The sequence below is a fragment of the Nocardia jiangxiensis NBRC 101359 genome (genome assembly GCF_000308615.1).
In the GTDB taxonomy this organism is placed as follows: domain Bacteria; phylum Actinomycetota; class Actinomycetes; order Mycobacteriales; family Mycobacteriaceae; genus Nocardia; species Nocardia jiangxiensis.
On record NZ_BAGB01000047.1, the window covers coordinates 403,599 to 430,337 of the forward strand.

28 protein-coding genes are annotated in these 26,739 nt (G+C 67.3%); 13 read left to right on the forward strand and 15 right to left on the reverse strand.

Annotation, left to right across the window (positions count from 1 at the left end):
* Window positions 1-7 precede the first annotated feature (7 nt).
* The 5 genes from ON40_RS22335 to ON40_RS22355 form a co-directional block, all read right to left on the reverse strand.
* Window positions 8-1,153 (reverse strand): thiolase family protein, encoded by a 1,146-nt coding sequence (locus tag ON40_RS22335; protein WP_040825670.1) that lies wholly within the window; start codon window positions 1,151-1,153, stop codon window positions 8-10.
* Window positions 1,146-2,012 carry an enoyl-CoA hydratase/isomerase family protein gene (locus ON40_RS22340; RefSeq protein WP_245567932.1) on the reverse strand — a complete coding sequence of 289 codons (867 nt, stop codon included), beginning with the start codon at window positions 2,010-2,012 and terminating at the stop codon, window positions 1,146-1,148. The genes ON40_RS22335 and ON40_RS22340 overlap by 8 nt, the downstream gene beginning before the upstream one ends.
* The gene (locus tag ON40_RS22345; RefSeq protein WP_040826030.1) at window positions 2,009-3,241 is read right to left on the reverse strand and encodes a CaiB/BaiF CoA transferase family protein; all 1,233 of its coding nucleotides are present in this window, start codon (window positions 3,239-3,241) and stop codon (window positions 2,009-2,011) included. Before ON40_RS22345 ends, ON40_RS22340 begins: the two co-directional genes overlap by 4 nt.
* Window positions 3,241-4,008: an SDR family NAD(P)-dependent oxidoreductase gene (locus tag ON40_RS22350; protein ID WP_040825672.1), complete on the reverse strand. Its 768-nt coding sequence runs from the start codon at window positions 4,006-4,008 to the stop codon at window positions 3,241-3,243. Before ON40_RS22350 ends, ON40_RS22345 begins: the two co-directional genes overlap by 1 nt.
* 79 nt (window positions 4,009-4,087) lie before the next feature.
* On the reverse strand, window positions 4,088-5,254 hold the full coding sequence (locus ON40_RS22355) for an acyl-CoA dehydrogenase family protein (RefSeq protein ID WP_040825674.1): 1,167 nt from the start codon (window positions 5,252-5,254) through the stop codon (window positions 4,088-4,090).
* Between the two features lie 291 nt (window positions 5,255-5,545).
* Here ON40_RS22355 and ON40_RS22360 point away from each other — a divergent pair, with 291 nt between their 5' ends.
* The 7 genes from ON40_RS22360 (at window position 5,546) to ON40_RS22390 (ending at window position 11,369) form a co-directional block, all read left to right on the forward strand.
* On the forward strand, window positions 5,546-6,070 hold the full coding sequence (locus ON40_RS22360) for a carboxymuconolactone decarboxylase family protein (protein WP_040825676.1): 525 nt from the start codon (window positions 5,546-5,548) through the stop codon (window positions 6,068-6,070).
* An 11-nt stretch (window positions 6,071-6,081) separates the two neighbouring features.
* Complete coding sequence (locus ON40_RS22365; RefSeq protein WP_040825678.1) at window positions 6,082-7,353, forward strand: aromatic ring-hydroxylating oxygenase subunit alpha; 1,272 nt, start codon at window positions 6,082-6,084, stop codon at window positions 7,351-7,353.
* Complete coding sequence (locus ON40_RS22370; RefSeq protein ID WP_040825680.1) at window positions 7,334-7,681, forward strand: hypothetical protein; 348 nt, start codon at window positions 7,334-7,336, stop codon at window positions 7,679-7,681. The genes ON40_RS22365 and ON40_RS22370 overlap by 20 nt, the downstream gene beginning before the upstream one ends.
* Window positions 7,682-7,684: 3 nt before the next feature.
* Window positions 7,685-8,896, forward strand: a complete 1,212-nt coding sequence (locus tag ON40_RS22375) for a metal-dependent hydrolase family protein (protein ID WP_040825682.1) — start codon at window positions 7,685-7,687, stop codon at window positions 8,894-8,896.
* Window positions 8,883-9,314, forward strand: coding sequence for a nuclear transport factor 2 family protein (locus tag ON40_RS22380; protein WP_040825684.1), 432 nt, complete (start codon window positions 8,883-8,885; stop codon window positions 9,312-9,314). The genes ON40_RS22375 and ON40_RS22380 overlap by 14 nt, the downstream gene beginning before the upstream one ends.
* A 160-nt stretch (window positions 9,315-9,474) precedes the next feature.
* Window positions 9,475-10,563, forward strand: coding sequence for an acyl-CoA dehydrogenase family protein (locus tag ON40_RS22385; protein ID WP_040825686.1), 1,089 nt, complete (start codon window positions 9,475-9,477; stop codon window positions 10,561-10,563).
* A 14-nt stretch (window positions 10,564-10,577) separates the two neighbouring features.
* Window positions 10,578-11,369 (forward strand): acyl-CoA dehydrogenase family protein, encoded by a 792-nt coding sequence (locus ON40_RS22390; protein WP_040825687.1) that lies wholly within the window; start codon window positions 10,578-10,580, stop codon window positions 11,367-11,369.
* A 62-nt stretch (window positions 11,370-11,431) separates the two neighbouring features.
* On the opposite strand, the gene ON40_RS22395 is transcribed toward ON40_RS22390, so the two are convergent.
* The 4 genes from ON40_RS22395 to ON40_RS22410 all read right to left on the reverse strand — a co-directional run bounded on the left by ON40_RS22395 (window position 11,432) and on the right by ON40_RS22410 (window position 15,173).
* Window positions 11,432-11,950, reverse strand: a complete 519-nt coding sequence (locus ON40_RS22395; RefSeq protein WP_040825689.1) for an MTB12 C-terminal domain-containing protein — start codon at window positions 11,948-11,950, stop codon at window positions 11,432-11,434.
* 268 nt (window positions 11,951-12,218) lie between these two features.
* Window positions 12,219-13,001, reverse strand: coding sequence for an enoyl-CoA hydratase (locus ON40_RS22400; protein ID WP_040825691.1), 783 nt, complete (start codon window positions 12,999-13,001; stop codon window positions 12,219-12,221).
* A gap of 14 nt (window positions 13,002-13,015) precedes the next feature.
* A complete protein-coding gene (locus tag ON40_RS22405) occupies window positions 13,016-14,191 on the reverse strand; it encodes an acyl-CoA dehydrogenase family protein (RefSeq protein WP_040825693.1) in 1,176 nt (391 codons plus the stop codon).
* Window positions 14,175-15,173, reverse strand: coding sequence for an acyl-CoA dehydrogenase family protein (locus tag ON40_RS22410; RefSeq protein WP_040825695.1), 999 nt, complete (start codon window positions 15,171-15,173; stop codon window positions 14,175-14,177). Before ON40_RS22410 ends, ON40_RS22405 begins: the two co-directional genes overlap by 17 nt.
* A 298-nt stretch (window positions 15,174-15,471) precedes the next feature.
* On the opposite strand from ON40_RS22410, the gene ON40_RS22415 reads away from it, so the two are divergent.
* From ON40_RS22415 to ON40_RS22425, 3 genes are read left to right on the forward strand one after another with little or no spacing between them, the layout of a single operon-like run.
* Complete coding sequence (locus ON40_RS22415; protein ID WP_040825697.1) at window positions 15,472-16,125, forward strand: TetR/AcrR family transcriptional regulator; 654 nt, start codon at window positions 15,472-15,474, stop codon at window positions 16,123-16,125.
* 45 nt (window positions 16,126-16,170) lie between these two features.
* Complete coding sequence (locus ON40_RS22420) at window positions 16,171-17,004, forward strand: acyl-CoA thioesterase (RefSeq protein ID WP_040825699.1); 834 nt, start codon at window positions 16,171-16,173, stop codon at window positions 17,002-17,004.
* 21 nt (window positions 17,005-17,025) lie between these two features.
* Window positions 17,026-18,087, forward strand: coding sequence for an NAD(P)H-dependent amine dehydrogenase family protein (locus tag ON40_RS22425; RefSeq protein WP_245567933.1), 1,062 nt, complete (start codon window positions 17,026-17,028; stop codon window positions 18,085-18,087).
* 152 nt (window positions 18,088-18,239) lie between these two features.
* Here ON40_RS22425 and ON40_RS22430 read toward each other — a convergent pair whose 3' ends face one another.
* Entirely contained in the window at window positions 18,240-18,485 is a 246-nt protein-coding gene (locus tag ON40_RS22430; protein WP_040825701.1) for an SDR family oxidoreductase, read from the reverse strand.
* Window positions 18,486-18,566: 81 nt separating this feature from the next.
* Between ON40_RS22430 and ON40_RS48280 the strand changes: the two genes are divergently transcribed.
* A complete protein-coding gene (locus tag ON40_RS48280) occupies window positions 18,567-19,142 on the forward strand; it encodes a PadR family transcriptional regulator (RefSeq protein WP_157186370.1) in 576 nt (191 codons plus the stop codon).
* Window positions 19,143-19,170: 28 nt separating this feature from the next.
* Window positions 19,171-19,971: a siderophore-interacting protein gene (locus tag ON40_RS22440; protein WP_083895828.1), complete on the forward strand. Its 801-nt coding sequence runs from the start codon at window positions 19,171-19,173 to the stop codon at window positions 19,969-19,971.
* A gap of 28 nt (window positions 19,972-19,999) precedes the next feature.
* Here the strand turns inward: ON40_RS22440 and ON40_RS22445 are convergent, their stop codons facing one another.
* The 4 genes from ON40_RS22445 to ON40_RS22460 are packed head-to-tail and all read right to left on the reverse strand — an operon-like array spanning window position 20,000 to window position 24,160.
* Window positions 20,000-20,767 (reverse strand): enoyl-CoA hydratase/isomerase family protein, encoded by a 768-nt coding sequence (locus ON40_RS22445; RefSeq protein ID WP_040825703.1) that lies wholly within the window; start codon window positions 20,765-20,767, stop codon window positions 20,000-20,002.
* A gap of 1 nt (window position 20,768) precedes the next feature.
* Window positions 20,769-21,857 (reverse strand): acyl-CoA dehydrogenase family protein, encoded by a 1,089-nt coding sequence (locus ON40_RS22450; RefSeq protein ID WP_040825705.1) that lies wholly within the window; start codon window positions 21,855-21,857, stop codon window positions 20,769-20,771.
* Entirely contained in the window at window positions 21,844-22,749 is a 906-nt protein-coding gene (locus ON40_RS22455) for an acyl-CoA dehydrogenase family protein (protein WP_040825707.1), read from the reverse strand. The genes ON40_RS22450 and ON40_RS22455 overlap by 14 nt, the downstream gene beginning before the upstream one ends.
* On the reverse strand, window positions 22,727-24,160 hold the full coding sequence (locus ON40_RS22460) for a class I adenylate-forming enzyme family protein (RefSeq protein ID WP_245567934.1): 1,434 nt from the start codon (window positions 24,158-24,160) through the stop codon (window positions 22,727-22,729). Before ON40_RS22460 ends, ON40_RS22455 begins: the two co-directional genes overlap by 23 nt.
* A gap of 104 nt (window positions 24,161-24,264) precedes the next feature.
* Between ON40_RS22460 and ON40_RS22465 the strand changes: the two genes are divergently transcribed.
* Window positions 24,265-25,308, forward strand: a complete 1,044-nt coding sequence (locus ON40_RS22465) for a ferredoxin--NADP reductase (RefSeq protein ID WP_040825709.1) — start codon at window positions 24,265-24,267, stop codon at window positions 25,306-25,308.
* 331 nt (window positions 25,309-25,639) lie between these two features.
* On the opposite strand, the gene ON40_RS22470 is transcribed toward ON40_RS22465, so the two are convergent.
* Entirely contained in the window at window positions 25,640-26,698 is a 1,059-nt protein-coding gene (locus ON40_RS22470) for a CaiB/BaiF CoA transferase family protein (RefSeq protein WP_040826035.1), read from the reverse strand.
* Window positions 26,699-26,739 lie beyond the last annotated feature (41 nt).

Genomic DNA, 26,739 nt, shown 5'->3' on the forward strand with positions numbered 1-26,739 from the left:
GGCTCCTTCAGGAAACTAGTTCGACGATGGTGGCGTTGGCGGTTCCGCCGCCCTCGCACATGGTCTGCAGGCCGTAGCGAATTCCGTTGTCGCGCATGTGATGAATCATGCGCGTCATCAGCACGGCACCCGACCCGCCGAGCGGATGTCCCAGCGCGATGGCGCCGCCGAGCGGATTCATCGCGGCCGGATCGGCGCCGGTCTCGGCGAGCCAGGCCAGCGGGACCGGGGCGAACGCCTCGTTCACCTCGAACACACCGATATCCGCGACGCCGATTCCTGCCTTGCGCAACACTTTCGCCGTCGCGGGGATGGGGCCGGTCAGCATGAGCACCGGATCGGCTCCGGTCACCGCACCCGCCCGATACCGCACCAGCGGGGTCAGTCCGAGTTCGCGGGCCCGTTCGGCGGTCGTCACCAACAGCGCCGCAGCGCCGTCGGAGATCTGCGAGGAGCTGCCCGCGTGGATCACGCCGTCGTCCTGGAACGCGGGCTTCAAACCCGCGAGCTTCTCGACGGTCGTGCCGCGGCGAATGCCCTCATCGGCGGTGACCTTCCCGGAATCCGTTGTGACCGGGACGATCTGTTCCTCGAAGGCACCCCGGTCCTGAGCAGCGGCCGCCCGCTCGTGCGAATGTGCCGAGTACTCGTCCAGGCGGGTGCGGGTGAAACCCCACTTCTGCGCGATCAATTCGGCCGAGATGCCCTGGTTGAACGAGAAATCCTCGTACCGCGCAAGCACTTTCGGCCCGTACGGCATACCGGTGGCGCGTGCCGACCCCAGCGGGACCCGGCTCATCACCTCGACACCACCGGCGACGACGACATCCTGCTGTCCGGAAGCGACGGCCTGCGCGGCGAAATCCAGCGCCTGCTGACTCGATCCGCAGGCCCGGTTGATCGTCGTCCCCGGAATCGTCTCCGGCCAGCCCGCGGCCAGCACCGCGTACCGGCCGATATTGCTCGACTGATCACCCACCTGGGATACGCAACCCCAGATCACGTCGTCCACGACGGCCGGATCGATGCCGGTGCGCTGTACCAGCTCGTTCAGCACGACCGCCGACAGGTCCGCGGCGTGCATCTCCGACAGGCCGCCGTTCCGTTTGCCGACCGGGGTCCGCACGGCCCCGGCGATGACTACCTCACACATCTGCTCCCCTGGTGTTCTCGGAGTCGTCGCGGCCGCGCATCGTGGGTCGGTGCACGGTCCAGCGACCGGTGAATTGCGCTTCGCGTTTCTCGGCGAAGGCGGCGAACGCCTCGGGGGCGTCCGCGGTGGCGAAATTGAGTCCCTGCGCGGCGGCCTCACCGGCCAGCGCCTCACGCAGTGTCCGACCGGCGCCCGCATTGAGCAGCGCCTTGGTCTGTGCCAACGCGATCGGCGGGCCCGAGGCCAGGCGCGCGGCGAGATCGCTGACGTACGTGTCGATCTCGTCGTCTGGCACCACCCACGTCACCAGGCCCAGTTCCCGGGCGTGGGCCGCATCGATGGTCTCGGCCAGCAGTGCCAGGCGCTTGGCCTGTTGCAGGCCGACCAGTTTCGGCAGCAGCCAGGAACCACCCAGATCCAGCGACAGCCCGCGTTGGGCGAAGATCTGCGAGAACCTGGCCTGCGGCGATGCGACCACCAGATCGCAGCCCAGGGCCAGATTCCAGCCCGCGCCGACCGCGACCCCGCGCACCTTGGCGACCGTCGGCACGGGCAGTTCGTGCAGCAGCAGCGCGACGTCGGTGAGCTCACGCATGCGATACACCGGATGGCTGTTGTCGGGGGCGGAAATGTCCGCACCGGAACAGAACGCTCCGCCCGCACCGGTGATCACCACCGCTCGCACCGAACGATCGGTCGCGCTGTGCCGCAACGCATCCGCGAGGGTCAGCCACAGCTCGTGATCGATGGCGTTCTTGCGGCGGGGGCGGTTCAGCGTCAAGGTCCGCACGCCTGCTGTGTCATCGGTCAGCAGGACAGGTTCGCCGGGCATCACACCTCCCGCCCGCACCGCCGTCATGTCGTCTCCAGAGGCGGCTCGTACCGTGCACCGACTGCGCCGCTCCCGCGCAAACCGGCGATTTCCGCTGCACTGCAACCAAGTTCGGCGAGCAGGCTGTCGGTATGTTCGCCCAGCCCCGGCACCGGCCCCATCGGGGGTTCGAAGCCGTCGATCACCGCCGGAGGAAGTACCGCGACGATGCGGCCGCCCGGAGTGTCGATGGTGCGCAGACGGTGACGGTCCACCAACTGCGGATGGTTGATCACCTCGGTCGGTCGGTTGTAGCGCGAGTTGCCGATACCGGCGGCGTCGGCGACCTTCTGAACGTGCGCCAGATCGTGTGCGGCGCACCAGGTTCCGATTGCAACATCCAGTTCGCCGCGATTCTCGCAGCGACCGGTATTGCTCGCGAAACGGGCGTCGTCGGCCAGATCGGGCCGCCCCAGCAGGTCCCGGGACAGGCGCTGCCACTCCCGGTCGTTCGTGGTACCCAGGACGACGGTCTGATCATCGGCGGTGCGATAGGCCCCGTAGGGAGCCACGGCCGGAGAACTCATCCCCAGCGGCACGAGATCCACGCCGGAATACCGCGCGTAGTTGAGGTGGTACCCCATCATCTCGGCCATCATGTCGAACAGACTCACCGCGATATTCGTCCCCGGACCGGGCCCGTTGCGCAACCGGCCGCACAGGGTCGCCAGAATCGACAGTGCCGCATACAGTCCCGTCGTCACATCCGCCATCGGCGGACCGGGTTTGGCGGGCCCCTCGGCCGTGCCGGTCACCGCGCACACCCCGGACTCGGCCTGCACCAGCAGGTCGTAGGCACGCTTGTGGGACAGCGGCCCGCCGGCACCGAATCCGTCGATCTCCACCGCGATCAGATCCGGATGCCGCGCCGAAACGTCCGCCGGGGCCAGGCCCAGCCGCGCGGTCGCCCCGGGCGCCAGATTCGACACCAGCACATCGGCCCGATCCAGCAGCCGGTGCAGAAGTTCTACGCCCGCATCGGATTTCAGGTCGAGGGTCACCGATTCCTTACCCCGGTTGCACCAGACGAAATGCGCGGCCTGCCCGTGCACCACATCGTCGTAGTAGCGGGCGAAGTCACCGCCCGCCGGATTCTCGACCTTGATCACCCGGGCCCCGAAATCGGCCAGGGCGCGCGTGCACATCGGCGCGGACACCGCCTGTTCCAGTGCGACGACGGTGATTCCGGCCAGCGGACCGGCTGTCGGATCCTGCATCACATCACCATGCCGCCGTCCACCGGCAGCACCTGGCCGGTGATGAAGGAGGCGGCATCGGTGGCCAGGAAGACGAACGCGCCCGCGATCTCCTGCGGATCGGCCCAGCGCCGCAACGGAATCCGGTTCAACATCTGCTTGGCGAACTTCTCGTCGGTGCGGATGGTCTCGGTCATCGGCGTGGCCGCCAGCGGCGCGAGCGCATTCACCAGGACGTTCTTGCGGGCCAGTTCGCGGGCCAGGGATTTGGTCATGCCGATGATGGCGGCCTTGGCGGCGGAGTAGTTCACCTGTCCCAGGGTGCCGACGATACCGGCGGAGGAGGTGACGTTGATGATCCGCCCGGTGCCGTCGGTCGGCAGATAGGGCAGCGCTGCCTGCGCGCAGTTGAAGGTGCCCATGGTGTGGATCTCCAGCAGCCGACGCACCGAGTCCGCGGTGATATCGGCGAACATGTGCGGATCGGTGACACCGGCGTTGTTCACCACGATGTGCAGTGTGCCCCCGGCCAATTCGGCCGCGCGGGCGGCAGCGGCATCAGCGGCCTCGCGATCGGACACGTCCAGGGCGAAACCTGCTGCGGTGCCGCCATTTCCGACGATCTTCTCCGCAACCGCCGCGGCCGCATCGCCGTTCACATCGGTGACCAGCACCGCCGCCCCCTGGGCCGCCAGGGCCTGGGCGACCGCGGAGCCGATGCCCCCGGCCGCGCCGGTGACCAGCGCCGAGCGGCCGGTCAGATCGAACAGGGTATTGGTATCTGGCATCGGTGAGCTCCTGGTGTCTCGTGATTGTCGGTGATTCCGTGTTCCGGGCGATCTCTGCTCACGCGGAATGTCTTGCAGCTCAGTAACTCCGGGGCAGTCCCAGCGTGTGCGAGCCCAGATAGTTCAGGATCATCTCCTGACTGATCGGCGCGATCCGCATCACGCGCGCCTCCCGGAAGTACCGCGCCACGTGGTACTCCTCGGCGTATCCCATCCCGCCGTGGGTCTGCAGCGCCCGGTCCGCGGCGGTGAATCCCGCGTCGGCGCAGAGGTATTTGGCGGTGTTCGCCTCCCGGCCACAGGGCTTGCCCTGGTCGTAACTCCAGGTCGCCTTGCGCAACACCAGCTCCGCGGCATCCAGTCGCGCCAGCGAATCGGCCAGCGGGAACTGCAACCCCTGGTTCATGCCGATCGGCCGGTCGAACACGACGCGCTCCTTGGCATATCGCACGGCCCGATCCAGGGCCACGCGCCCGAGCCCGAGCGCCTCGGCAGCGATCAGCATGCGTTCGGGATTCAGGCCGTCGAGCAGGTATTTGAAGCCCATCCCCTCCTCGCCCACCCGATCCTCGACCGGAATCCGGAGCCCGTCGATGAACAGTTCGTTGGAGGTGACCGCATTGCGGCCCATCTTCGCGATCGGCCGGATGTCGACGTGCGCGCGATCCAGATCGGTCAGGAACAGCGTCATGCCGTCGGTCTTCTTGCTGACCTCGTCGTAGCGCTGGGTGCGGGTCAGCAGCAGGATCTTCTCCGACTCCATCGCCTTGGAGATCCACACCTTGCGCCCGTTCACCACGTAGTGGTCGCCGTCGCGCCGGGCGAAGGTGGTGATCCGCGAAGTATCCAGTCCGGCACCGGGTTCGGTGACGCCGAAGCACACGTGCAGATCGCCGTTGGCGATCCGCGGCAGGGTGCGCTGCTTGAGTTCGTCCGAGCCGTGCACCACCACCGGATGCATGCCGAAGATCGACATGTGGATGGAGGTGGCGGCGTTCATCCCGCCGCCCGAGCGCGAGACCTCCTCGGCCAGCAGGGTGGCCTCGGTGATGCCCAGGCCGTGCCCGCCGTACTCCTCGGGAATCGTAATGCCCAGCCAGCCGCCCTTGGCGATGGCCTCGTAGAACTCGGTCGGGAACTCGTGTGCCTGATCCTTGGTCATCCAGTACTGGTCGTCGAACTTGCGGCACAGCTCCGCGACGGTCGTGCGAATCAGCTCCTGGTCCTCGGTGAGCTCGAAATTCATGCCGCAGCTCGTCATCGTGGGACTCCTTTCCGCCCACCAGGGCCGGACGCTTCGGACTTCGGGCCCGCCGACGGGCCGGGCGCAACGCTAGGGAAACTATATTCTCTTATTTGGAGAATCACCATCCGATCCGACGGGAGGCAGGGCCGGGCCAGCAACGCAGCTGGTCGCGACCCACTCTCGGCGGCCGCAATTTCCCCAGGCCGCAGCCCTGGCGTTGACTATCGCACGGGTTCATGGAAATCTAGTCTTCAGTTTTAGAGAATCAGATTCTCACGAGAGGAGGTCGGCATGCGCCTGCCGCCGCTACCGGCGGACCAGTGGGACGACCGCACCCGCGACGCGTTCCGCGCCCTGCTGCCCCGCGCGATGCGCAATCCCGAATCCGCAGGTCCCGCCATGGCACCGCTGGCCTGGCACCCGGACCTGACCGAGGCGTTCCTCGGCTTCAGCGTCCATCTGCTCTTCCGGTCCACCCTGCCGCCCCGCGCCCGCGAGCTGGTGATCCTGCGGGTGGCCCACAATCGCCGCTGCGAGTACGAGTGGGTGCACCACATCAAGTTCGCCCAGGAGGCCGGACTGACCGCCGCGGAGATCGACGCCGTAACCCGCGGGGAGGGGACCGACGAGTTCGATCGCCTCATCCTGTCCTGCGTCGACGAACTCGACGCGAAATCCGAACTGTCCGACCAGACCTGGGCCGCGCTGGCCGAGCGCCTGGACGAGAAACAGCGCATGGACCTGGTCTTCACCATCGGCGGCTACATCGCGATGTCCATGGCACTCAACACCTTCGGCGTCAAGACCGATCACTGAGAGGTAATCCCTTGCCACACTTCACAAAACCGGCTGCCGGCAGCTGGACGGAGAATTACCCCGAGCTGGGTACCGAGGTGGTCGACTTCACCGACTCCACCGATCCCGCCTTCTACGCCGACGAGCAGGAGGCGATCTTCAAGAAGAGCTGGCTCAACGTCGGCCGCGTCGAACGCCTGCCGAAGGTGGGCAGCTACTTCACCCGCGAACTCGCCTGTGTGAACGCCTCTTTCGTCATCGCGAAGGACCACGACAAGCAGATCCGCGCGTACTACAACATCTGCCGCCACCGCGGTAACAAGCTCGTCTGGGAGGACTACCCGGGCGAGGAGACCGCCGGGGTCTGCCGCCAGTTCACCTGCAAGTACCACGCCTGGCGGTACAGCCTCGAGGGTGAGGCCACCTTCGTCCAGCAGGAGAAGGAATTCTTCGACATCGACAAGAGCAAGTTCGGGCTCAAGTCGGTGCGCTGTGAGGTGTGGGAGGGGTTCATCTTCATCAACCTCGACGACGCCGCCCAGCCCCTCGAGGATTACCTCGGCGCGTGGGCGAAAGGGTTGGAGGGCTACCCCTTCCACGAGATGACCGAGGTCTACAGCTACCGCGCCGAGATCGGCGCGAACTGGAAGCTGTTCATCGACGCGTTCGCCGAGTTCTACCACGCACCCGTGCTGCACATGAAGCAGGCGGTCAAGGACGAGGCCGACAAACTGCTCGAGGTCGGATTCGAGGCGCTGCACTACGAGTGCTGGACCCCGCATTCGATGGTCTCCTCGTGGGGCGGCATGGCCCCGCCGAAGGACCCGGGCATGGTCAAGCCGATCGAGCGCGAACTGCGCAGCGGCCTGTTCGGCCCCTGGGACCGCCCCGACATCGAGGGCCTGGACCCGCTGCCGACCGGCGTCAACCCCGCGGGCCACAAGGCTTGGGGCGTGGACGAATTCGAGGTCTTCCCGAACTTCGGCATCCTGATCTGGGCGCCGGGCTGGTACCTGACCTACCACTACTGGCCGACCGCGGTGAACAAGCACATCTTCGAGGCGAACCTGTACTTCGTGCCGCCCAAGAACGCCCGCGAGCGGCTGCGCCAGGAACTGGCCGGGGTCACCTTCAAGGAGTACGCGCTGCAGGACGCCAACACCCTCGAGGCGACCCAGACCATGCTCGAGACCGGCGCGATCACCGAATTCCCGCTGAATGACCAGGAGGTGCTGCTGCGCCACCTGCACATCACCGTCCAGAACATCGTGAAGGAGTACCGCAATGGCCGAGCAGCCAGCTGAGACCAAGACCCTGCCCGCCGAATTCGCCGACCTGCAACGGTTCTCGGACTGGATTCTGGCGACCGAGCCCGAGCGCTACGCCAAGCGCCTGGCCTCCTCGATGGAGCAGATGCAGGACGTCTACGAGACCGTCTTCCCGCGCTTGCAGGAGGCGCTGGATCACATCGAGAAATTCGACTGGAACGACCTGCCCGACGAGCAGCGCCACCTGTTCCACCTGCTGCAGTCGCTGGTGATGGTGTCCTTCCCGGTGGAGGTCTGGAAGCAGCCCCGGGTGCCGGACTCCGGTGCGGCCTACCTCGATGTGATCTCCGAGCCGGTGGTGTAGCTCATGCTCACACTCCAAGCGGCCGGTCTGCTGGACATCGACACCGGCGAGATCATCCGGCCCGGCATCGTGCACGTCGAAGGCGATCGCATCGTCGGGCTGGGGGGTCCGGCGCGCGGCGAGGTCCTGGACCTCGGTGATGTCGTGCTGCTGCCCGGGCTGATGGACATGGAGGTCAATCTGCTCATGGGTGGTCGCGGGGAGACCGGCCTGTCCTCGAGTGTGACCGACGATCCCGCACTGCGGATGCTGCGTGCGGTGGGCAATGCCCGCCGCACGCTGCGTGCGGGTTTCACCACCGTGCGGAACCTGGGCCTGTTCGTCAAGACCGGCGGATATCTGCTCGACGTCGCGCTGGGCAAGGCGATCGACCGCGGCTGGATCGACGGGCCCCGCATCGTGCCCGCCGGACATGCGATCACCCCGCTGGGCGGGCATCTGGATCCGACCATGTTCTCCGCCTTCGCCCCCGACGTGCTGAAGCTGACCCTCGAGGAGGGCATCGCCAACGGCGTGGACGAGGTGCGCAAGGCGGTGCGGTACCAGATCAAGTACGGCGCGCAGCTGATCAAGATCTGCGTCTCCGGCGGCGTCATGTCGCTCACCGGATCCCCTGGCGCACAGCATTATTCGGACGACGAGCTGCGCGCCATCGTGGACGAGGCGCATCGGCGCGGACTCAAGGTCGCCGCGCACACGCACGGCGCCGAAGCGGTCCGGCACGCGGTCGACTGCGGAATCGACTGCATCGAACACGGATTCCTCATCGATGACGAGACCATCGACATGATGGTCGAGCACAACACCTGGCTGGTGCCCACCACCCGGCTCACCGATGCCATGGACATCTCGCACGCCGACCCCGCGCTCAAAGCCAAAGCGGCCGAGATGTTTCCGAAGGCGCACAGTTCGGTCCTGGCCGCCTACAAGGCGGGCGTGCGGATCGCGGTCGGCACCGACGCGCCGGCCATTCCGCACGGCAAGAACGCGGACGAACTCGTCGCGCTGGTCTCGCGTGGGCTCGACCCCCTCGACGTGTTGCGCGCGGCGACCGTCAACGGCGCGGACCTCATCGATGCCGAGGACCGCGGACGGCTGGCCGAGGGACTGCTGGCCGACATCATCGCCGTTCCCGGCGATCCGATCCAGGACATCACCGTCACCCAGGACGTGCGGTTCGTGATGAAAGGCGGCAAGGTCTTTGTCCAGCGGTAGCAGTTCACGATACGAGGATCTCCTCGACATCCAGCAGTTGCTGGCCCGGTACGCGGTGACCATCACCCAGGGCGACATCGACGGCGTGGTCTCGGTGTTCACCCCCGACGGCACCTACAGCGCCTTCGGCGACACCTACACCCTGGACCTGTTCCCGGATCTGGTGGCCGCCGCGCCCAAGGGCCTGTTCCTCACGGGCACACCGGTTCTCGACATCGACGGGGACACCGCCACCGGCACCCAGCCGCTGTGCTTCATCGATCACAGCACGCACGACATGCGGATCGGCTACTACAGCGACACACTCGTGCGGACCGAGGACGGCTGGCGGCTGCGCACCCGGCGAATGACGTTCATCCGGCGCAACGGGAATCACGATTCGGGCATCCCGCACGCCTTCGAGCGCACCCGGCTATAACGCCGGTGCGGGCGGCCGGGTCAACGACGCCTCGGCCGCCCGCTATGCGCTCGAACGCGCTTCGGCGGCCAGCACGCCTTCGAGGGCACACGGCAGCAGTCCGCCGGTGGGGAACCGTGCCATCCGAGCTCCCGGTAGCTCTCGAGAGAGTCTGAACATTATGGATATCAACGAGTTTCGCGCCGGAGTGCGTGCCTGGCTCGACGAGAACGACCTGACACCCGGCCCCGATCACTCGCTCGATGCCGAGCTCGAGCAGCTGTGCCGGGTGCGTCGTGCGCTGTACGACGCGGGGTGGATGCGGTACGGCTGGCCTGCCGAAGTCGGCGGTCTCGGTGGACCGGCCGTGCTCCGGGCGATTCTCGGTGAGGAGGTCGCCACGCGCGATCTGGCCGAACCCGGGAACTATTCGATGATCGAGGTGCTCGCGCCGACGATGATCTCCTACGCCCGACCCGAACTGGCCGCGGAGATGGTGCCGCGGCTGCTGTCCGGGCGCGAGCAGTGGTGCCAGGGGTTCTCCGAGCCGGGCTCGGGCAGCGATCTGGCCTCGCTGAGCACGAAAGCCGTTCCGGACGGGGATGATTGGGTGGTCAACGGGCAGAAGGTGTGGACCAGCCTCGCGCAGTACGCGGCGCGCTGCGTCCTGCTCACCCGCACCGCGCCCGGCCACGACGGGATCACCGCCTTCTTCCTGGACATGGACACCCCCGGCATCACCGTGCGCCCGCTGCGCACCATGCATGGCGTGGACGAATTCGCCGAGGTGTACTTCGACGACGTCCGTATTCCCGCCGACCGCATGCTGGGACGTCCGGGCGACGGCTGGCGAGTGGCGATGGACCTGCTCCCGCACGAACGCTCGACCTGCTTCTGGCACCGCATCGCGTACCTGTTCACCCGCTTGGACCGGGTGATCGACCAGACCACGATTCCCGACGACGCCGAACTCGGCTCGGCCTACCTGGCCCTGCACACCGTGCGCTGCCGATCCCGGGAGACCCAGCGGCGCTTGGCATCCGGCGCATCGCTGGGCCCGGAGACCTCCGTGGACAAGATCCTGCTGGCCACCGCCGAACAGCAACTCCTCGACACCGCCCGCGATCTGCTCCCCGGCGCGGTCGAACTCCAGGATTCCCCGTGGCGCACCGAATTCCTGTACTCCCGCGCCGCCACCATCTACGGCGGCACCGCCGAGATCCAGCGCAACATCGTCGCCCGGCGTCTGCTGGATCTCGGGAAAGAGTGAGGAAGGAACCTCCGATGACCGATACCGATTCCGCTGAGATCGAGCTGCTCGCGGACAGTTTGCGCAAGGCGATGAGCTCGGGCTCGGGAGCCGCGCTCGATCGCGCGCTGGGTGAGTTGGGGTGGGCGGAGATGCTGGCCCAGATGCCCGATGTCGCGATACCTCTGGTGTTCCGGCTGCTCGGCGAGACCGGTGCGCATGCGCCGGTGCTCAACGACGTGCTGGCGCAGGCTGCCGGAAACCCGTTGGGCGGCACGGTATCCCTGCCGTTCACGGGTGGATCGTGGGTGGTCTGGGAGCGCACGGATCGCCCCGGCGGCACCGTTGACGAGGATCTGCCGCTGCATCCGGCGGCGCAGGGTGCGGATCTCCCGCTCGGTGCGGGCCGCCGTGCCCTGGCCTGGTGGTTGATCGGCAGCGGCCGGACCATGCTGACCTTGGCGCGACGACATGCCTTGGACCGCAAACAGTTCGGGCGGCCGGTGGCCTCGTTCCAGGCGATCCGGCACCGCCTGGCGGAAACGCTGGTCGCACTCGACGGCGCCGAGGCGACGCTGAGCACCGCCGACGACGAGTTCGGCGCCCTGCTGGCCAAGGCCGCCGCGGGGCGGGCGGCACTGCTGGCCGCGAAACATTGTCAGCAGACGCTCGGCGGGATCGGGTTCACCGCCGAACACGAGTTGCAGGGACATATCCGGCGGGTGCTCGTGTTGGACGGCTTGCTCGGCAGCACAAGGGAATTGACTCGCGAGGCCGGAGCACACATCCGCGCGCAGGGATCCGCGCCACGGTTGGCACAGCTGTAGAACAGGTGAAAGGGCCGGTGCGAATCACACCGGCCCTTTCACTGTCTGTGCCGAACCACAACTCAGCTACAAGCTGCCGACTTGCCGCCCTGCAACGTCATCAGCTGGCAGAAGGTGGCCGCGGCGACCTTCCACTTTCCGGCGTCCTGCACCGCTTTGCCGGTCTGGTTGGGCAGCACCGGATTTCCGCCCATGACGATCGAGTACGTCACCGTGGCGTGGGTGGGGTCGTCCAGGGTCACCGCGGAGACGGTGGCCGAGGTGCCCTGTGCCTGCGGGTTGCTCGCCTGGGCCTGCAACACCGGCGCGAACGCATCGCCCTTCTCCACCAGAGTGGCCTTGTCGGCGGCGGAGGTCTTGGCGTCGAAGAATTTTGTGAACACCTCGGTGATCGCCTGGGTGGTCGCGGCGTCGGCCTTGGTTCCGGCGCTCGACGTGGTCGCCGCCGCGGAACTGGGCGCGGCGGCCGTGGTCGAGCTGCTCGTCGTGCTGTTCGACGAGCCGCAGCCCGCGAGAACGGACGCGCCGACGGTCACCAGAGCGGCGCAGATCGCGGTCCGGCGGAAAAGGGTATCGCGCATGGGTGTATTTCTTTCCGGAAGTTATTTCGGGGTGGGTGATATTCCACCGCGGGTGCTTCGGCGGAATCGATCTGTCGGTCGATACGAGCCGCGAGCACCGATCCGGCGCATCGCCGACCCGAGATTCGTGTATTCGACTGCTTCGCTGCCGTGTCACGTACGGCGAAGCGCCGCCGGTGAATTCGAGTGGAATACCGACAGCAGTAATATTAGCCAAATACCGGTCCGGCGTGTACGAATCTCCCGATTCCGCCGAAAATAATTCCGGTTATTTCAACTTCTCCTTCATCTCGGCCAGATGCGCCAGAATCGGCATACCGGTATGGCTCAGCGCATTGCCGTGACCGGTCTGGTGGACATCGAATACCGATTGGATCGCCGCATAGAAACCCTGGATGTCGAGGGTCTGATTGACCGCGCGCTTGGCCTGTCGCAGCCCGAACGGCGGCATCGTGGCGATGTGCCGGGCCAGCACGGCGGTTTCGGAGTCCAGCTCCTCGCGCGGCACCACCTTGTTCACCATGCCCACCTGCTCGGCCTCCCGCGCGGTGACCGGACGTCCGGTGAACAGGATCTCCTTGGCCTTGCGCGGCCCCAATTCCCAAGTGTGGCCGTGATATTCGACTCCGCCGATACCCATCAGCACCACCGGGTCGGAGAACAGCGCATCCTCGGCGGCCACGATCAGATCGCACGGCCAGCACAGCAGCAGCCCGCCGGAGATGCACCGCCCCTGCACCGCCGCGATCGACGGCTTGGGGACGTTGCGCCAGCGCAGCGAATATTCCAGATACCGTCGCGCCTCGGTCGTGTAGATCATGTCGAGGGTGATCTTGTCCGGCCAGGGCCCGCCGCCGCGCAGATCGTGTCCGGAGGAGAAATGTTTACCCTCACCCCGCAATACGATCACCGTCACGTCCTCGTCGGCCGCCGCGCGCGTCCAGGCCTGATCGAGTTCGTCGAGCAGCTCCGGGTTCTGCGCATTGGCGACCTCGGGGCGATTCAGCGTTATGGTCGCGACCTTGTCGGCGACCTCGTAGCGGATCAACAATTCGGGCTCCTCACCTATCGGGGGAGGCCGAGTACACGCTCGGCCACAATATTGCGCTGAATTTCCGAGGTGCCACCGGCGATGGTCCCGGCAAAACTGCGCACATACCGCTCGAACCAGCTGCTGACCATATTATCGTTGTTCAGCGGATTGAACGGCGCGGTCATCGCCGGATGGTCGAGTCCGTCGATCCCCTTGGCGTACAACGCCGAATCGGCCGCGCTCTGCACCGCCTCCGAACCCAGCAGTTTGAGCACCGACAGCGAGGCCACGTCCTGTTCACCGCGCGCCTCCCGGGCCAGCGCCGCCGAACCCAGCAGCCGCAGCGCCTGATTGTCCATCGCGAGCGTCGCGTAACGGTCCCGGTCCAGCGCCGTCTTCGGCCGGAAGTCCTCGAGCAGTTCCTGCAGCCGATCGGCGAAACTCAGCCACAACAGGGTGCGTTCGTGCCCGAGCGAGCCGTTGGCCACACCCCACCCGCCGTTCAGCGGGCCGACCAGATTCTCCGCGGGCACCCGGACGTTCTCGAAGAAAACCTCGTTGAAGTCCAGATCGTGCGGACCGCAGATGGAGGCGAACGGCCGCCGGGTCAGACCGGGCGAATCGGTGGGGATCAGCAGGACGCTGATGCCCTTGTGCTTCGGCGCATCCGGATCGGTGCGCACGAAGGTCAGCAGCACATCGGCGTCGTGCGCACCCGAGGTCCACACCTTCTGCCCGTTGACCACGAACTCCTCGCCGTCGCGCACCGCCCGGGTGCGCAGTCCGGCCAGATCCGAGCCGGCGCCCGGTTCGCTCATTCCCAGCGCCGCGGTGATCTCCGCGCGCAGAATCCTTCGCGCCCAACGGGTCTTCTGCTCCTCGGTGCCGAAGGACAGCAGCGAGGCGGCGATGATGCCCAGGCCCTGCGGGTTGAAGCTGGGATAGATGCGGCGGTACGAGAGTTCCTGCAGATGGACGTACTGTTGCAGGATTCCGGCGTTGCGGCCGCCGAATTCGGGCGGGTTGCCGGGCAGCAGCCAGCCGTTGTCGAACAGCAGCCGCTGCCACTCGCGCGCCCAGGGCGGAACCTCGGCGCTGGAGATCGGCCGATCCGCCGCCGCGGCGACCTCGTCGGGCAGATTCTCGGCGAGGAAGGCGGCGAATTCGGCCCGGAATTCCTCGACCTCGGGGTCAAAACTCAGTTGCACGGTACTCCTCGGCGATCAGTGCGCGGTGCTCGGCGGCGCCGCCGAGCAGCAGCTCGCCGGACTTGGCCCGTTTGAGCGCGAACTGCAGGTCGTTCTCCCAGGTGAAACTCATCGCTCCGAACAGCTGCATGCCGTGGCGGAACACCAGCGCCTGACACTCCCCCGCGGCGGCCTTGGCCATGGCCGCGGCCAGCCGCCTGCGCGGATCGTCCTCACGGATGGTCAGCGCCGCGAAATAGGCCAGGGCACGGGCTCTTTCGATGGCGATGTGCATATCGGCGGCCTTGTGCTTGACAGCCTGGAACGAACCGATCGGCACCCCGAACTGCTCGCGGGTGCGCACATGGTCGAGCACCAGATCCAGGACGCGCCGGCACGCACCGACCATGGTCAGGGCCATCCCGGTCAACGCCACGTGACGGGCGCGCTCGGTGTCGGAACGCAGATAGTTCTCCTCCCGCACCCGCACACCGACCAGACTCACCTCACCGACGTGCAGTACGGGATCGAACACCATGCTGCGACGGGTACTGGCCTCGGCGGCGGGCACCACGAACACCCCGGCCTCGGTCACCACCGCGAACCGCTCGGCCCGATCACCGTCCAGCACGTGCCGCGCGGTCCCGGTGAGCACCCATCCCCCGGCGTCGCGGAAGGCGGTGATCCCGTCGTAGATCGCCGTGCCGGAGACTTCCGGCTGTGCGAAATACGGTGCCAGCGGCACGAATTGGGTCATGGTGGACAGATACGGGGTCGGATCGGTGGCGTATCCCAGCTCCTCGAGCACGATACCCAGCTCGACCATCGCCGCCGGATCGGTCAACTCGGTCCACCCGTGGCCGATGTAGTTGCGCCACAACGCATCACTATCGGCCCCCTTGTCGGCGATCTCCCGAATCAGCGCCGGGGGGCACTGTTTGGCCAGCACCTCACGCACCGTGTCGTGCCACAGCCGCTGGTCGGAGTCGAACTCCAAAAGCATCGCGGACAGCCTCCTTACCGAGGAGATTCTTCGCGGGCAGGGCGCCGATGCGAGCCCACGCTCGATCGACGGCCCCGCTCGCCATCTTTGTCTAGCGAGAATATCATTCTCGCTCAGTGGAAGTAATAGTCTCCGCTATGTCGACAAACACGCCACCCAGCAACCCGATGGAAACACGTTCTCCGGTACAGTGCAGTCATGTTCTCTTCACATAACCGAGGAGCAGTGAGCCCGTGAGCAAGCGCGCGAGCACACCGACGACACAGCCGTGGGCGTCCGACGCCGACGAGGTGACACTGTGAGCAGCCCCAGCGAAGAGCCCGCCTGGAAGCAGCGCGCGGTCGAGCGCTCGCTGCGCACCGCCAAGTTGCGCGCCGAGCAGCGCGTACAGCGGTTCCTGGATGCCGCCCAGGCGATCATCACCGAGAAGGGCACCACCGACTTCACGGTCCAGGAGGTCGTGGACCGGTCCCGGCAGTCGCTGCGCAGTTTCTATCTGCAGTTCGACGGTAAACACGAGCTGCTGCTGGCACTGTTCGAGGATGCGTTGAACCGCACAGCCGATCAGCTGCGCGCCGCCGCGGATGCCAAGAGCGATCCGCTGGAGCAGTTGCAGGTCACCGTCGAGTTGCTGTACGAGCTGTGCCGTCCCGATCCGAATGCCCAGCGCCCGCTGTTCACCGACTTCGCGCCACAGTTGCTGGTCTCGCATCCCGCTCAGGTCAAGGTCGCGCACGCGCCGGTGTTGGCACTGTTCACCGAACTGATGGAGCAGGCGCAGGAGGCCAAGCAACTGCGCAGCGACGCCAATCCGCGCCGCGTGGCGGCCATGGTGATGCAGACGGTGATGTTCACCGCGCAGTCCAACGGCGGCACCGACGAGGAGACCACGCACCCGATCAGCGCGAGCGAGGTCTGGAGCTTCTGCGCCCACGGCTTCGCCCGTAAATGAGAATCTTATTCTCAATCTTCGAGAGTTTCACTTACACTCGGGTGCATGCCCGACCTGTGGAGTGATCTTCTCGCCTGCCTCGAACTGTCGACCCGGTCGTCCCTCGACGACGAGAACGTCTTCGAGGGCACCAACCAGCAGCTGGAGTACTACCGCGTGTTCGGTGGGCAGCTACTGGGCCAGTTCGTCCGCGCGGCCGCGCTGAGCTGTCCACACAAGTCGGTCAAATCGGTGCACGCCCTGTTCGCACGGGAGGGCCGCACCGACGAGCCGATCCGGTACCGGGTGCGCCGGCATCATGAGGGCCGCTCGTTCGCCACGGTGAGCATCGTCGCCGAGCAGGACTCCGGAGTCGCGGCCACCGCCTCACTCTCGCTGCACGCGCCCGAGGAGGGCCCGGAGCGGCAGAGCGTGCCCGCGCCCGCCGCACTGCTGGGTGACGAGCACAAGGTGGAGTGGGGTCTGCTGCCGTGGGAGACCCGCTCGGCCGCCGATCTGGACGACTCCGCCTCCGGGCCACCGGCATTCGAGTTCTGGATGCGCACGCCGCAGGTGTCCCCGGACCTCGCCCCGGCGATCCTGGCCTACGCCACCGACCTGAATCTGATCGGCACGGCCCTGCGTCCACTGGAGGGAATTCGCCAGAGCGGCAACGGAACCGCCTTCCGTTCCGCGGTCACCTCGCACAGCCTGTGGTTCCACCGGGCGTTCCGCACCGACGAATGGCTGCTGCTGCGCCAGGACAGTCCGATCATGTCCGGTGGCCGGTGTTTCGGCCGCGGCGATGTGCTCACCGAGGATGGGCAGCTGGTCGCCTCCTACGCGCAGGAGGCCATGGTGCGCTTCCCGCAACCGGACGCCGAGTCGGCGGTGAAGTGAATTATGGATCCGAATACGTTGTTGGACAATACTTCTCAGCGCGATCCGGCCAAGCCCCGCTACCGGGTGGTGCAGTGGGCGACCGGCACGATCGGCACCCGTGCGCTGCGCGGCGTGATCGAACATCCGGATCTGGAACTCGTCGGGCTGCTGGTGCACTCGCCCGACAAGGCCGGGCGGGATGCGGGCGAACTGTGCGGACTGCCGCCGACCGGCGTTCTCGCGACCGACGACATCGAGCGAATCATCGATCTGGACGCGGACTGCGTGCTCTACATGCCGCTGATCTTCGACGGTGACACCGTGGTCCGGCTGCTCACCGCGGGCTCGAATGTGGTGACCACCTGCGGCGCCTTCCACCATCCCGCGAGTATGGATCCCGCACTGCGCCACCAGGTGCAACACGCCTGCGGTTTGGGACGGTCCTCGGTGCACAGCACCGGGAGCAGTCCCGGATTCATCAGCGAGGCAGTACCGCTCGTGCTGTCCTCGATTCAGCGTCGCCTGGACCGGCTGGCGATCGACGAGTACGCCGATCTGTCCCAACGGGATTCGGCGGCCATGCTGTTCGACATCATGGGCTTCGGCCGACCGCCGACGGAATTCGATCCCGCCCGAGCCGAATACCTCGCCGCGAGCTTCGGCCCGTCGCTGCGCCTGGTCGGCGATGCGCTGAACCTGCCGGTGGACTCGCTCACCGCACACGGCGAGGTCGCCACCGCGCGCGAGAGGTTCAGCATCGCCGCGGGCACGATCGAGCAGGGAACCGTTGCGGCACAACGCACCACGATCACCGGGCTGGTCGGCGGCCGACCGCTGCTGAGTTTCCGGGCCACCTGGTATTGCGGCAAGGACATCGAACCCGCCTGGGACCTGCACGACACCGGCTGGCACATCTCGGTCGACGGCGACGCCCCGCTCGAGGTCACGCTCCACTTCCCGGTCCCCCTGGACCGCATGGCCGAGATCTCCCCCGCCTACACCGCCAATCGCGCGGTGAACGCCGTCCCTGCTGTGTGTGCGGCCGAGCCCGGCATCCGCACCACATTGGACCTACCGCACATCATCACGACACTGGCCTGAGCCTCACGAAACTGGACTGAGCGCCGATTCGACTGCGGCGCAGTGTCCTACACATCAGATGGCCGTAATGCTCACTGCCCGTGCATAACTCGCTGTCATCACGAGTGGCGACCCGCCGACTGGCTCGCCGACCTGGACGCGGGCGATCACGGTTACGTTTGGGCACAGAGCAATTCGGATCTGTCGGCGTAGGGGGTGCGGTCCGGGAGCGAGGTCAGGCCGCCGGAGGAGGCGGTGTTGAGGATGTGTCCGGCGCCCCGGGCGATCAGCAGCGGCGCGAAAGCCTTGACGCCGTGGATGACTCCGAGCATCTTGATGCCGATCATGCGCTGCCAGGTGCGCGCGTCCTGCTCCCACATCGGGGCCGCAGGGCAGACGACTCCGGCGTTGTTGTACACATCATTCTCGCGCCGGTGAACAGCGCCGCCGCCGAATCGAAGGTCTTGCTTTCGCTATATCTTACGATATAGCTTGAGAGCGTGAGTCCACGACGACCTCCTATTCCAGGCGGCATCGGCCCGGGTCCGGGGCGGTTCTTCGGGCCCGGTGAGCTGCGGCTGGCATTGCTCGCGCTCATCTCCGAGCAGCCCGGCCACGGCTACGAACTGATGTCCCGGCTGGAGGATCGCTGCCGCGGCGCGTATCGCCCGAGCGCGGGCGCGGTCTACCCCACCCTCCAGCAGCTGGAGGACGAGGGTCTGGCCACGCTCGAGATCGACAGCGGCAGAAAGGTTTTCCACATCACCGCTGCGGGCCGAACCGAGGTGGACGCACACGGCGAGACCGTGGAACAGATCTGGGACCGCGCCACCGAACGCGGTGAGTGGGGTATGTTCCGCGATCCCGAGGCCGCCGAGATCGTCGGCCCCGCACTGCGTCTGTTCAAGACCGCGGTCTCGGTGATCGTGCACTCACACGGCGACCCGGAGGTCGTCGACCGGGTCCGGGCGGTCCTGACCGAGGCCACCGGCGAGCTCCGGCAGCTGAAAACCGAGATCAAACACGCACACCGGGCTCATCATCAGCAGCGGCGTCGCGGCCGACGCACCGAGTGATCGCATCTCCCGATACGAAGGTATTCCCATGGCGCACAACGACACTCCCGCGCACACGACCATCGCCGAGGCGACCCCGCCGACCGGCTCGCCCCGCGGCCTGCGGAACCGCCTGATGGACCGCTTCTTCCTGGAGGGCCAGGTCCTCGAGACCGAGCAGATCGCCGCGCGCATGCGCCGCATCCGCATCGGCGGACCGGCCCTGCGCGGGCTGAATTGGTCCCCGGGACAGCAGATCCGGATCGCGACCGGCGATCCGGACGCCGAGGGCATCATGGGCCGCATCGGTGATCTGCGCACCTATTCGGTCTGGCACTACGATCCGGACGCCGCCGAGATCCACATCTGCGTCATGGATCACGGCGAGGGCCCCGGAGCCACCTGGGGCCGCGAGGCCGAACCCGGTCTCGCCGTTCGCTTCCGCGGCCCCGAGGGCTCGTTCACCCTGCGCCCGGACGCTCCGTACCACCTGTTCGCCGGGGAGGAGACCGCCTCGGCCGCCTTCGGGCCGATGTTGCGCGCGGTCCCCGGCCATGTCCCGGTCTACGGCGCGATCGAAAGCGCCACCGAGACCGACCGGCTCCCCCTGCACCGCGCCGTGGCCCTGACCCGCCCGCTGCGCGGCACCGCCTCGGCCGCCCGGTCGCAGACGCTGCTCGACGCGGTCCGCGCCATCGACCTCCCGGCCGAACCCGGTATCGCCTATCTCGCCGGGGAGGCCCGCACCATCCAGATGATCGCCGGATATCTTGTCCGCGAACGGCATTGGCCTCGTCGGGCGGTGGTCACCAAGCCGTTCTGGACGCCCGGCAAGCGCGGTATGGACTGACCGGACCACGCCGACCGAGCGCCTCGACTCAGCGTTTGGCAGCGGTGAGCCTGGCGATATTGGCCCGGAAATCCTCGCTCTGGAACGTCAGATCCTCTGCGGTGAGGGCGAAATCGAGAGTTTGCAACACCGTGTGCTCGAGCTGCAAGTTGAACAGGCGTTTGGTACTCTCCACCGCCTGCTGCGGCAGTTCGAGAATGCGCTGCGCGCAGGCCAGGGCCTCGGCGACCGGATCGGCGACGACGTGGTTGGCCAGACCCATCTCGCGGGCCCGCTCGGCGGGGATGCGCGCGCCGGTGATGGCGTACTCCTTGGCCAGCAGCATGCTGGTGTGCAGCGGCCAGGTCAGCGGGCCACCGTCGGCGGCGACCAGACCGACCTGCACGTGCGGATCGGCCAGGTACGCGGTCTCGGCGATGTAGACCAGATCGCTCAGCGCGACCAGGCTGCAACCCAATCCGACGGCGGGCCCGTTCACCGCGGCGATCACCGGAATCCGGCAGCGTGCCAACCCCAGCACGATGTCGCGGCCGTCGGCGATGGACTTCGCGCGCAACTCGCGGTCGTTGCTCAACTCGTCGAGATAGCTGAAATCCCCGCCCGCGGAGAACGCGCGCCCGGCGCCGGTCAGCACGGCCACTCGCGCGGTGGGATCCGCGCTCAGCCGCGGCCAGAGCCGGGCGAGGCCCGAATGCAGCGAATCGTTGACCGCGTTGAGCGCATCGGGACGGTTGAGGGTGATGATCCGGACCGGCCCCTCGGCCCGGACGTCGATTTCGGCGGGCATGTCGTACATGTCAAACTCCCAATCCCAGGATGCGTGCGGCGATGATGTTCTTCTGAATCTGCGAGGTGCCACCCATGACGCTCTGCGCCCGGCTGTACATGTACGAGCCGAGCAGTTCGGGATCGCGGCTGCCGCCCACACTCAGCGCGGCATGTCCGACCGACTGATCGACCCAGGTCATGAGCAGTTTGTCCAGCGATCCGTCCGGACCGTGGGTCACCCCGTCGAGCTGTTCGGAGAGCCTGCGGCGCACGTGCAGCCGCAGCATCTCGGTCTGCACCGCGGCCCAGGCGAGCTCGGCCGGAGGTGCGCCGTCCACGCGGGAGGCCAACTGGCGCACCAGTTTTCCGTATCGCGCGGCGAATCCGAGGGTGGAGGGTTCGCGTTCGTGCCCGACCACCGTCATGGCGAGCTTCCAGCCGTCACCGGGTTCACCGACGAGCTGATCGACCGGCACCGTCGCGCCGTCGAAACGCACCTGCCCGAATTCGCGGGTGACGCCGCTGATCATCTTCAGCGGCCGCTGTTCCACGCCCGGCTGGTGCATCGACAGGATGAACGCCGAAATCCCCTTGTGCCGAGGCACATCCGCATCGGTGCGGGCCAGCAGCAGGCACCAGTCCGCGACATCGGAGTAACTGGTCCAGATCTTGTGCCCGTGGATGACGTAGTGGTCGCCCTCGCGGGTGGCGGTGGTCGTCAGCGAGGCCAGATCCGAGCCCGCACCCGGTTCGCTGAAGCCCTGGCACCAGCGTTCGGTGCCGTTGATCATCCCGGGCAGGAAGCGCTGCTGCAATTCCTTGCTGCCGTGCCGCCCCAGCCCCTGCACGAGATAGCCCAGGCTCGGGCGCGGCGGCGCTCCGGCGATCGCCAGTTCCTCGTCCAGGATGACGTCGAAGACCGGCGGCAGCTCCTGCCCGCCGAACTCCCGCGGCCAGGTCACGCCGAAGAATCCCGCCGCGTACAGGGCCTGATGCCATTCGCCCTGCCGCACCCAGTACTCATCGCCCGAGGTCGGGAAGCGACCGGCGGTCTCGGCCAGCCAGTCGCGCAGACGCGACCGGAATTCGGCCTCTTCGGGTGAATCACGAAAGTCCACAGTCGATCTCCTCCAGACGCACAGGGAACAGTTCTGTCGAGTTCATCGCGCGCCGCAGATAGACGTGCGCCAGGCATTCCCAGGTGTTGCCGATGCCGCCGTGCACCTGAATGGCCGTCTCGCACACCGTCAGCGCGGACCGCGCGCAGTACAACTTGGCGATCTGCCCGGCCCGGATGGCCTCGTCGGGGGTGAGTTCGTCCACCGCCCACGCCGCATGCCGCAGCACGCTGATCGACCCCTCGATCAGCGCCTGACTCTCCGCGAGCAGATGTGCGACGGCCTGATAGGAGCCGATCGTATTGCCGTACTGCTCACGCACTTTCGCGTAGTCGACCGCGAGGGCCTGTGCGCCACGGGCACATCCGACCAGATCCGCGCTGGTCGCGGTGAGCGCCAGCGCCTGCCAGTGACCGAGTTGGTCGGCGCTGAGTTCGCCCAGCGGTTCGGGGGCGCCGCTGATCAGTGCGTCATGTCTGGTCAGATCCGCACCGGGGGAATCCTCGCCGATGTCCGCGGCCAGCAGCCGAAGCCCTTCCACGATCAGCACCCGGTTGGCATCGCGGGCATCGATGGCGCGATCGTCGACGGCCACGGTCCAGCGCGTATCGGCCTCGCCGGACTGTCCACGCAGGTCATCGGCCAGGACCGGGCCGAGGAACGGCACGTCCACGAGCCCGCGTGCGAACTCCTCGGCGACGATCGCGACCTCGACCCCGGTGGCCCCGTCCGAGCGCAACGCCCGCCAACCGGTCTGCGCGACCGTCGACTCCAGCCTGTGTACGCGGTCCTGGTCGTCCAGCCCCAGCACCGAGCCCGGTCCCAGGTCGTCGGCCAGTTTCGCGGCGGCGTCACGCAGCTGCCGCTGTTCACTCGTGTATCTGACGTCCATACTGCTCCTTGAGAATTCGGCGCAACACCTTGCCCGACGGCAGGCGGGGGATCTCGGATACGAAGACCACGCGGCGCAGCCGTTTGTACCCGGCCAGGCGGTCCGCGACCAGCGCGGCCAGTTCGTCGGCAGTGACCTCGGCGGCGCGGGTGACCGCGGCGACGATCGCCTCGCCGTCGCCCGGGTCGGCCACGCCGAACACCGCGCAGTCGGCCACTGCCGGATGTGCGTGCAGTACGGCCTCGATCTCGGCCGGTGCGACCTGGAAGCCGCGCACCTTGATCATTTCCTTGGACCGGTCGGTGAGCCGGATCCAGCCTTCGGCGTCGATACTGCCGACGTCGCCGGTGCGGTACCAGCCGTCGTCGAATGCGCTCGCGGTCGCCTCGTCGGGCAGATATCCGGCCATCAGCGAGGGCGAGCGCGCCTGTAGCTCGCCGGTCTCCCCCGGCCCCAACGGTTCTCGGGTCTCCAGGGAGATCGCGCGCAGCTGCACTCCCGGCGCGGCCTTGCCGACGCTGTCCAGGCGCGCGCCGCCGATCGGGCTGCACGCGATCACCGGCAGCTCGCTGGCCCCGTACGCCGGCAGCCACGGCACACCCGTTCGGGCGGTGACGGTTTCGGCAACGCCGGGGGCGAGCGGGGTCGCACCCCACATGATGTAGCGCAGCGAGGACAGATCGTAGGACTCGAGTCCGGGATGGGCGGCCAACGCCAGAGCGATGGGGGCCACGGCCATTTCGACGGTGATCCGGTCCTCGGCGATGCAGCTCAGCATGCGTTCGAGGTCGAAGCGCCGGTGCAGCCGCATCCAGGCGCCGGTCTGCAGGACGGTGACGATGTTCAGCAGGCCCAGGATGTGCGAGGGCGGGGTGAGGATCTGCAGGCGGTCATAGGAATTCAGCTCGAGCACGCTGATCCAGTGCTGTACGGCCGCGGCCATCGAGGCGTGCGTATGCCGCACGGCCTTGGGCAGACCCGTTGTACCGGAACTGAAGACGAGTACCGCATCGGACTCGGGATCGGGCCGGGTGGCCGGATGCGGGCGCGGGGTGATCGGCTCGTCCAGATGCCGCATCGGCAGCGCCTGCGCGAGCAACGGCGAATCACCCACGCCGAGAACGGGTTCGGTCAGTGCCAGTGCATGGTCGATCTCGGTCCGCTTCCAGGCCGGGCTGATCAGCACCACCGTCGCGCCCAGCTGCCACAGTCCCAGGACCGCCATCACGAATTCCGGCCGGTTGGAGGACATCAGCGCGACGCGGTCACCGGGCCGCACGCCACGTTCGGCCAGTTCGGACACCAGGCCCGCGGCGAGACGGTCCAGTTCCTGCCGGGTGTACTCGCGTCCCTCGAAGACCAGCGCGACCGGGTCGGCGCGAACCGTCGCGATATCGCCAGGCGCGCTCACGACGCCTCCCGAGTGGTGCACGACACCATCGCGACCTTCCAATCTCATTGATGAGAATCAAATTCTCTCTATACTAGAATCTTAATACCAGAGGAGGGTAGTTCATGGCGAGACCACCGATGTTCCAGCGCGCGACCGTCACCAGGATCAGCAAGGAGAGCGCGGACGCACGCACCTTCGTGCTGGCCCCGCACGAAGGGCCGATCACGTACCGCGCGGGACAGTTCTGCACGTTCCGGGTGAATGTGGACGGTCGGGCCCTGTTCCGCTCGTATTCGATGTCCAGCGCTCCCGAAACCGACGGCGAGCTGATGACCACGGTCAAGCGGGTGCCCGGCGGCGCGGTCTCGAACTGGCTGCACGACAACGTAGTCGAGGGCGACGAACTGGAGATGTCGCAGGCCGCGGGCCGATTCTGCCTGCGTGAGACAACGGCCCCGCTGCTCGGATTCACCGGCGGCAGCGGCATCACCCCGGTGCTGTCGCTCACCAAGAGCGCCCTGGCCACCACCGACCGGCGGGTACGGCTGCTGTGTGCGGACCGGGATCGCGAGTCGGTGATCTTCGAAACCGCGCTGGCCGACCTGGCCGCGCAGTATCCCGGACGACTCAGCGTCATCCGGCATCTGGACTCCGACAGCGGATTCCTCACCCCCGAGGCGATCGCCGAGTTCGTCGGGTCCGACGGCGAATCCGACAGTTACATCTGCGGGCCCGAACCGTTCATGGAGATGATCGAGAAGGCCCTGCCCGGACCTGGGCTGATCTTCAGCGAGCGCTTCGGTGCTCCGGCGCCGGTCCTGCCCGGCGCCGAGACCCCCGACACCGTGACGACCCCGGCGTCGGCCGCTCCCGCCGAGCCCGCCCCCACGGGCGAGGGCACCGTCACCATCATCCTGAACCGCAAGAAGAAGACCGTTCCCCGCAACGACGGCGAGACCCTGCTCGAGAGCGCCCGCCGAGCCGGACTCACTCCCCCGTTCTCCTGCGAGGCGGGCAACTGCGCCACCTGCATGGCCAAGGTCACGAAGGGCCATGCGACGCTGCGCCAGAACAACGCGCTCACCGATGACGAACTCGACGAGGGCTACGTCCTGACCTGCCAGGCGGTCCCCGACACCGATTCCATCACCGTCGACTACGAGTGAGGTCCGCGCACACCCTCCAGCCCGGCCCCGCGAGGCGGATCCCAGCCGATCCGCCCGCGGGGCCTCGCGCGTACCGGGAGTCTCACCCGTCGCGCCGCCGGATAGCTTCATCCCCCCGAATAGCCGGCCCGCCCCCGGAGAGGCGGAATCACGCCCTCCGCGCACGCAGAATCCCGCAACACGATGCACCCCAGCGTGAACGGCCTCGCCCATGGCCGGATACGTCTCGTATTCGGCGAATCTGATCGGGTTCCGCTTGCGCACAGGGCATTTCCGGAGCGCATGGCCACGCACCGCGCATATGCCGAGCCCTGCAGCACGATGCTGCCCCTCAATGACCGGCTTCGTCCAGCACCGGGGGCGGGCCGTACTCGGGCTCATATCCGGCGATCTTGATCGGGCTGCGGATCAGCCGGAAGTCTCCTGCGGTGACGATCGCTTCCGGGGTCGCGGCCAGGGCTTCGGGGAGGGTGCGCACCGCCGCAGCGGGAATTCCCAAGGGGTGCAGCCTGTTCTGCCAACCGGCGGCCGTGTCGGCGGCCAGGGCGGTGGTGACCGCGGAAAGGACCTCGTCGCGGCGGGATGCACGCTCGGCCATGGTTTCGAAACCGGTGACCCCGGCCTCGGTGGCGAAGGTCTTCCAGAATCCGTCGTGCGTGATGAACAGGGCCAGAAAGCCGTCGGCGGTCGGGAAGAGTTGCGCCGGAACGTAATACGAGTGCGCACCGAACGGACGGCGGCGAGGTTCGGCACCGGTGCCCAGATAGGCGGCGGCGTGATAGTTGAGCTGGGAGAGCATCACGTCGTAGAGCGAGACGTCGACCTGTCCGCCCCGGCCGGAGACGATCTGCGCGAGCAGGCCCAGCGCGGCGGTCAAACCGGTGGAGTTGTCCGCGGAGGAGTACCCGGGCAACGTGGGCGGGCCGTCCGGATCACCGGTCATCGCCGCGATTCCGGTCGACGCCTGGACGACGTAGTCGAAGGCCGGATCGTCACCGCCGTCCAGGCCGAATCCGGTCACGGCCACACAGACGATCCGGTCGTTCCACCGGCGCAGCGCGTCGTAGGTCAGCCCGAGCCGCCGGATCGCCGAGGGCTTCAGATTCACCAGCAGCGCATGCGATTCCGCGACCAGCTCACCCAGACGCTGTTGCCCGCCCGGCGAGGTCAGATCGATGCACAGGCTCCGTTTACCGCGATTGAGGCTGGCGAAATAGGTGTCGCTGACCTGCCGGGAGATCTCCCCCGCGGCCGGTTCCAGCTTGGTCACCTCCGCACCCAGATCGGCCAGCATCATGGTCGCGTAGGGCCCGGCCAGCATGGTGCCGACCTCCAGGATCCGGACCCCGGCCAGCGGGCCGCCACCGGTCGTGTCCGGTTCCGGCGACACTCGTCCATCCGCTCGCATCTGCATCACCCGTTCTCCACGAA

What these genes read in the sequence shown, in the direction of transcription:
- ON40_RS22335 (WP_040825670.1), bottom strand. Translation starts at nt 1,153, where the DNA reads ATGTGTGAGGTAGTCATCGCCGGGGCCGTGCGGACCCCGGTCGGCAAA.
- ON40_RS22340 (WP_245567932.1), bottom strand. Translation starts at nt 2,012, where the DNA reads ATGACGGCGGTGCGGGCGGGAGGTGTGATGCCCGGCGAACCTGTCCTG.
- ON40_RS22445 (WP_040825703.1), bottom strand. Translation starts at nt 20,767, where the DNA reads ATGTACGACATGCCCGCCGAAATCGACGTCCGGGCCGAGGGGCCGGTC.
- ON40_RS22350 (WP_040825672.1), bottom strand. Translation starts at nt 4,008, where the DNA reads ATGCCAGATACCAATACCCTGTTCGATCTGACCGGCCGCTCGGCGCTG.
- ON40_RS22385 (WP_040825686.1), top strand. Translation starts at nt 9,475, where the DNA reads ATGGATATCAACGAGTTTCGCGCCGGAGTGCGTGCCTGGCTCGACGAG.
- ON40_RS22390 (WP_040825687.1), top strand. Translation starts at nt 10,578, where the DNA reads ATGACCGATACCGATTCCGCTGAGATCGAGCTGCTCGCGGACAGTTTG.
- ON40_RS22370 (WP_040825680.1), top strand. Translation starts at nt 7,334, where the DNA reads ATGGCCGAGCAGCCAGCTGAGACCAAGACCCTGCCCGCCGAATTCGCC.
- ON40_RS22455 (WP_040825707.1), bottom strand. Translation starts at nt 22,749, where the DNA reads ATGGACGTCAGATACACGAGTGAACAGCGGCAGCTGCGTGACGCCGCC.
- ON40_RS22375 (WP_040825682.1), top strand. Translation starts at nt 7,685, where the DNA reads ATGCTCACACTCCAAGCGGCCGGTCTGCTGGACATCGACACCGGCGAG.
- ON40_RS22420 (WP_040825699.1), top strand. Translation starts at nt 16,171, where the DNA reads ATGCCCGACCTGTGGAGTGATCTTCTCGCCTGCCTCGAACTGTCGACC.
- ON40_RS22345 (WP_040826030.1), bottom strand. Translation starts at nt 3,241, where the DNA reads ATGCAGGATCCGACAGCCGGTCCGCTGGCCGGAATCACCGTCGTCGCA.
- ON40_RS22440 (WP_083895828.1), top strand. Translation starts at nt 19,171, where the DNA reads ATGGCGCACAACGACACTCCCGCGCACACGACCATCGCCGAGGCGACC.
- ON40_RS22410 (WP_040825695.1), bottom strand. Translation starts at nt 15,173, where the DNA reads ATGCTTTTGGAGTTCGACTCCGACCAGCGGCTGTGGCACGACACGGTG.
- ON40_RS22360 (WP_040825676.1), top strand. Translation starts at nt 5,546, where the DNA reads ATGCGCCTGCCGCCGCTACCGGCGGACCAGTGGGACGACCGCACCCGC.
- ON40_RS22465 (WP_040825709.1), top strand. Translation starts at nt 24,265, where the DNA reads ATGGCGAGACCACCGATGTTCCAGCGCGCGACCGTCACCAGGATCAGC.
- ON40_RS22355 (WP_040825674.1), bottom strand. Translation starts at nt 5,254, where the DNA reads ATGAATTTCGAGCTCACCGAGGACCAGGAGCTGATTCGCACGACCGTC.
- ON40_RS22395 (WP_040825689.1), bottom strand. Translation starts at nt 11,950, where the DNA reads ATGCGCGATACCCTTTTCCGCCGGACCGCGATCTGCGCCGCTCTGGTG.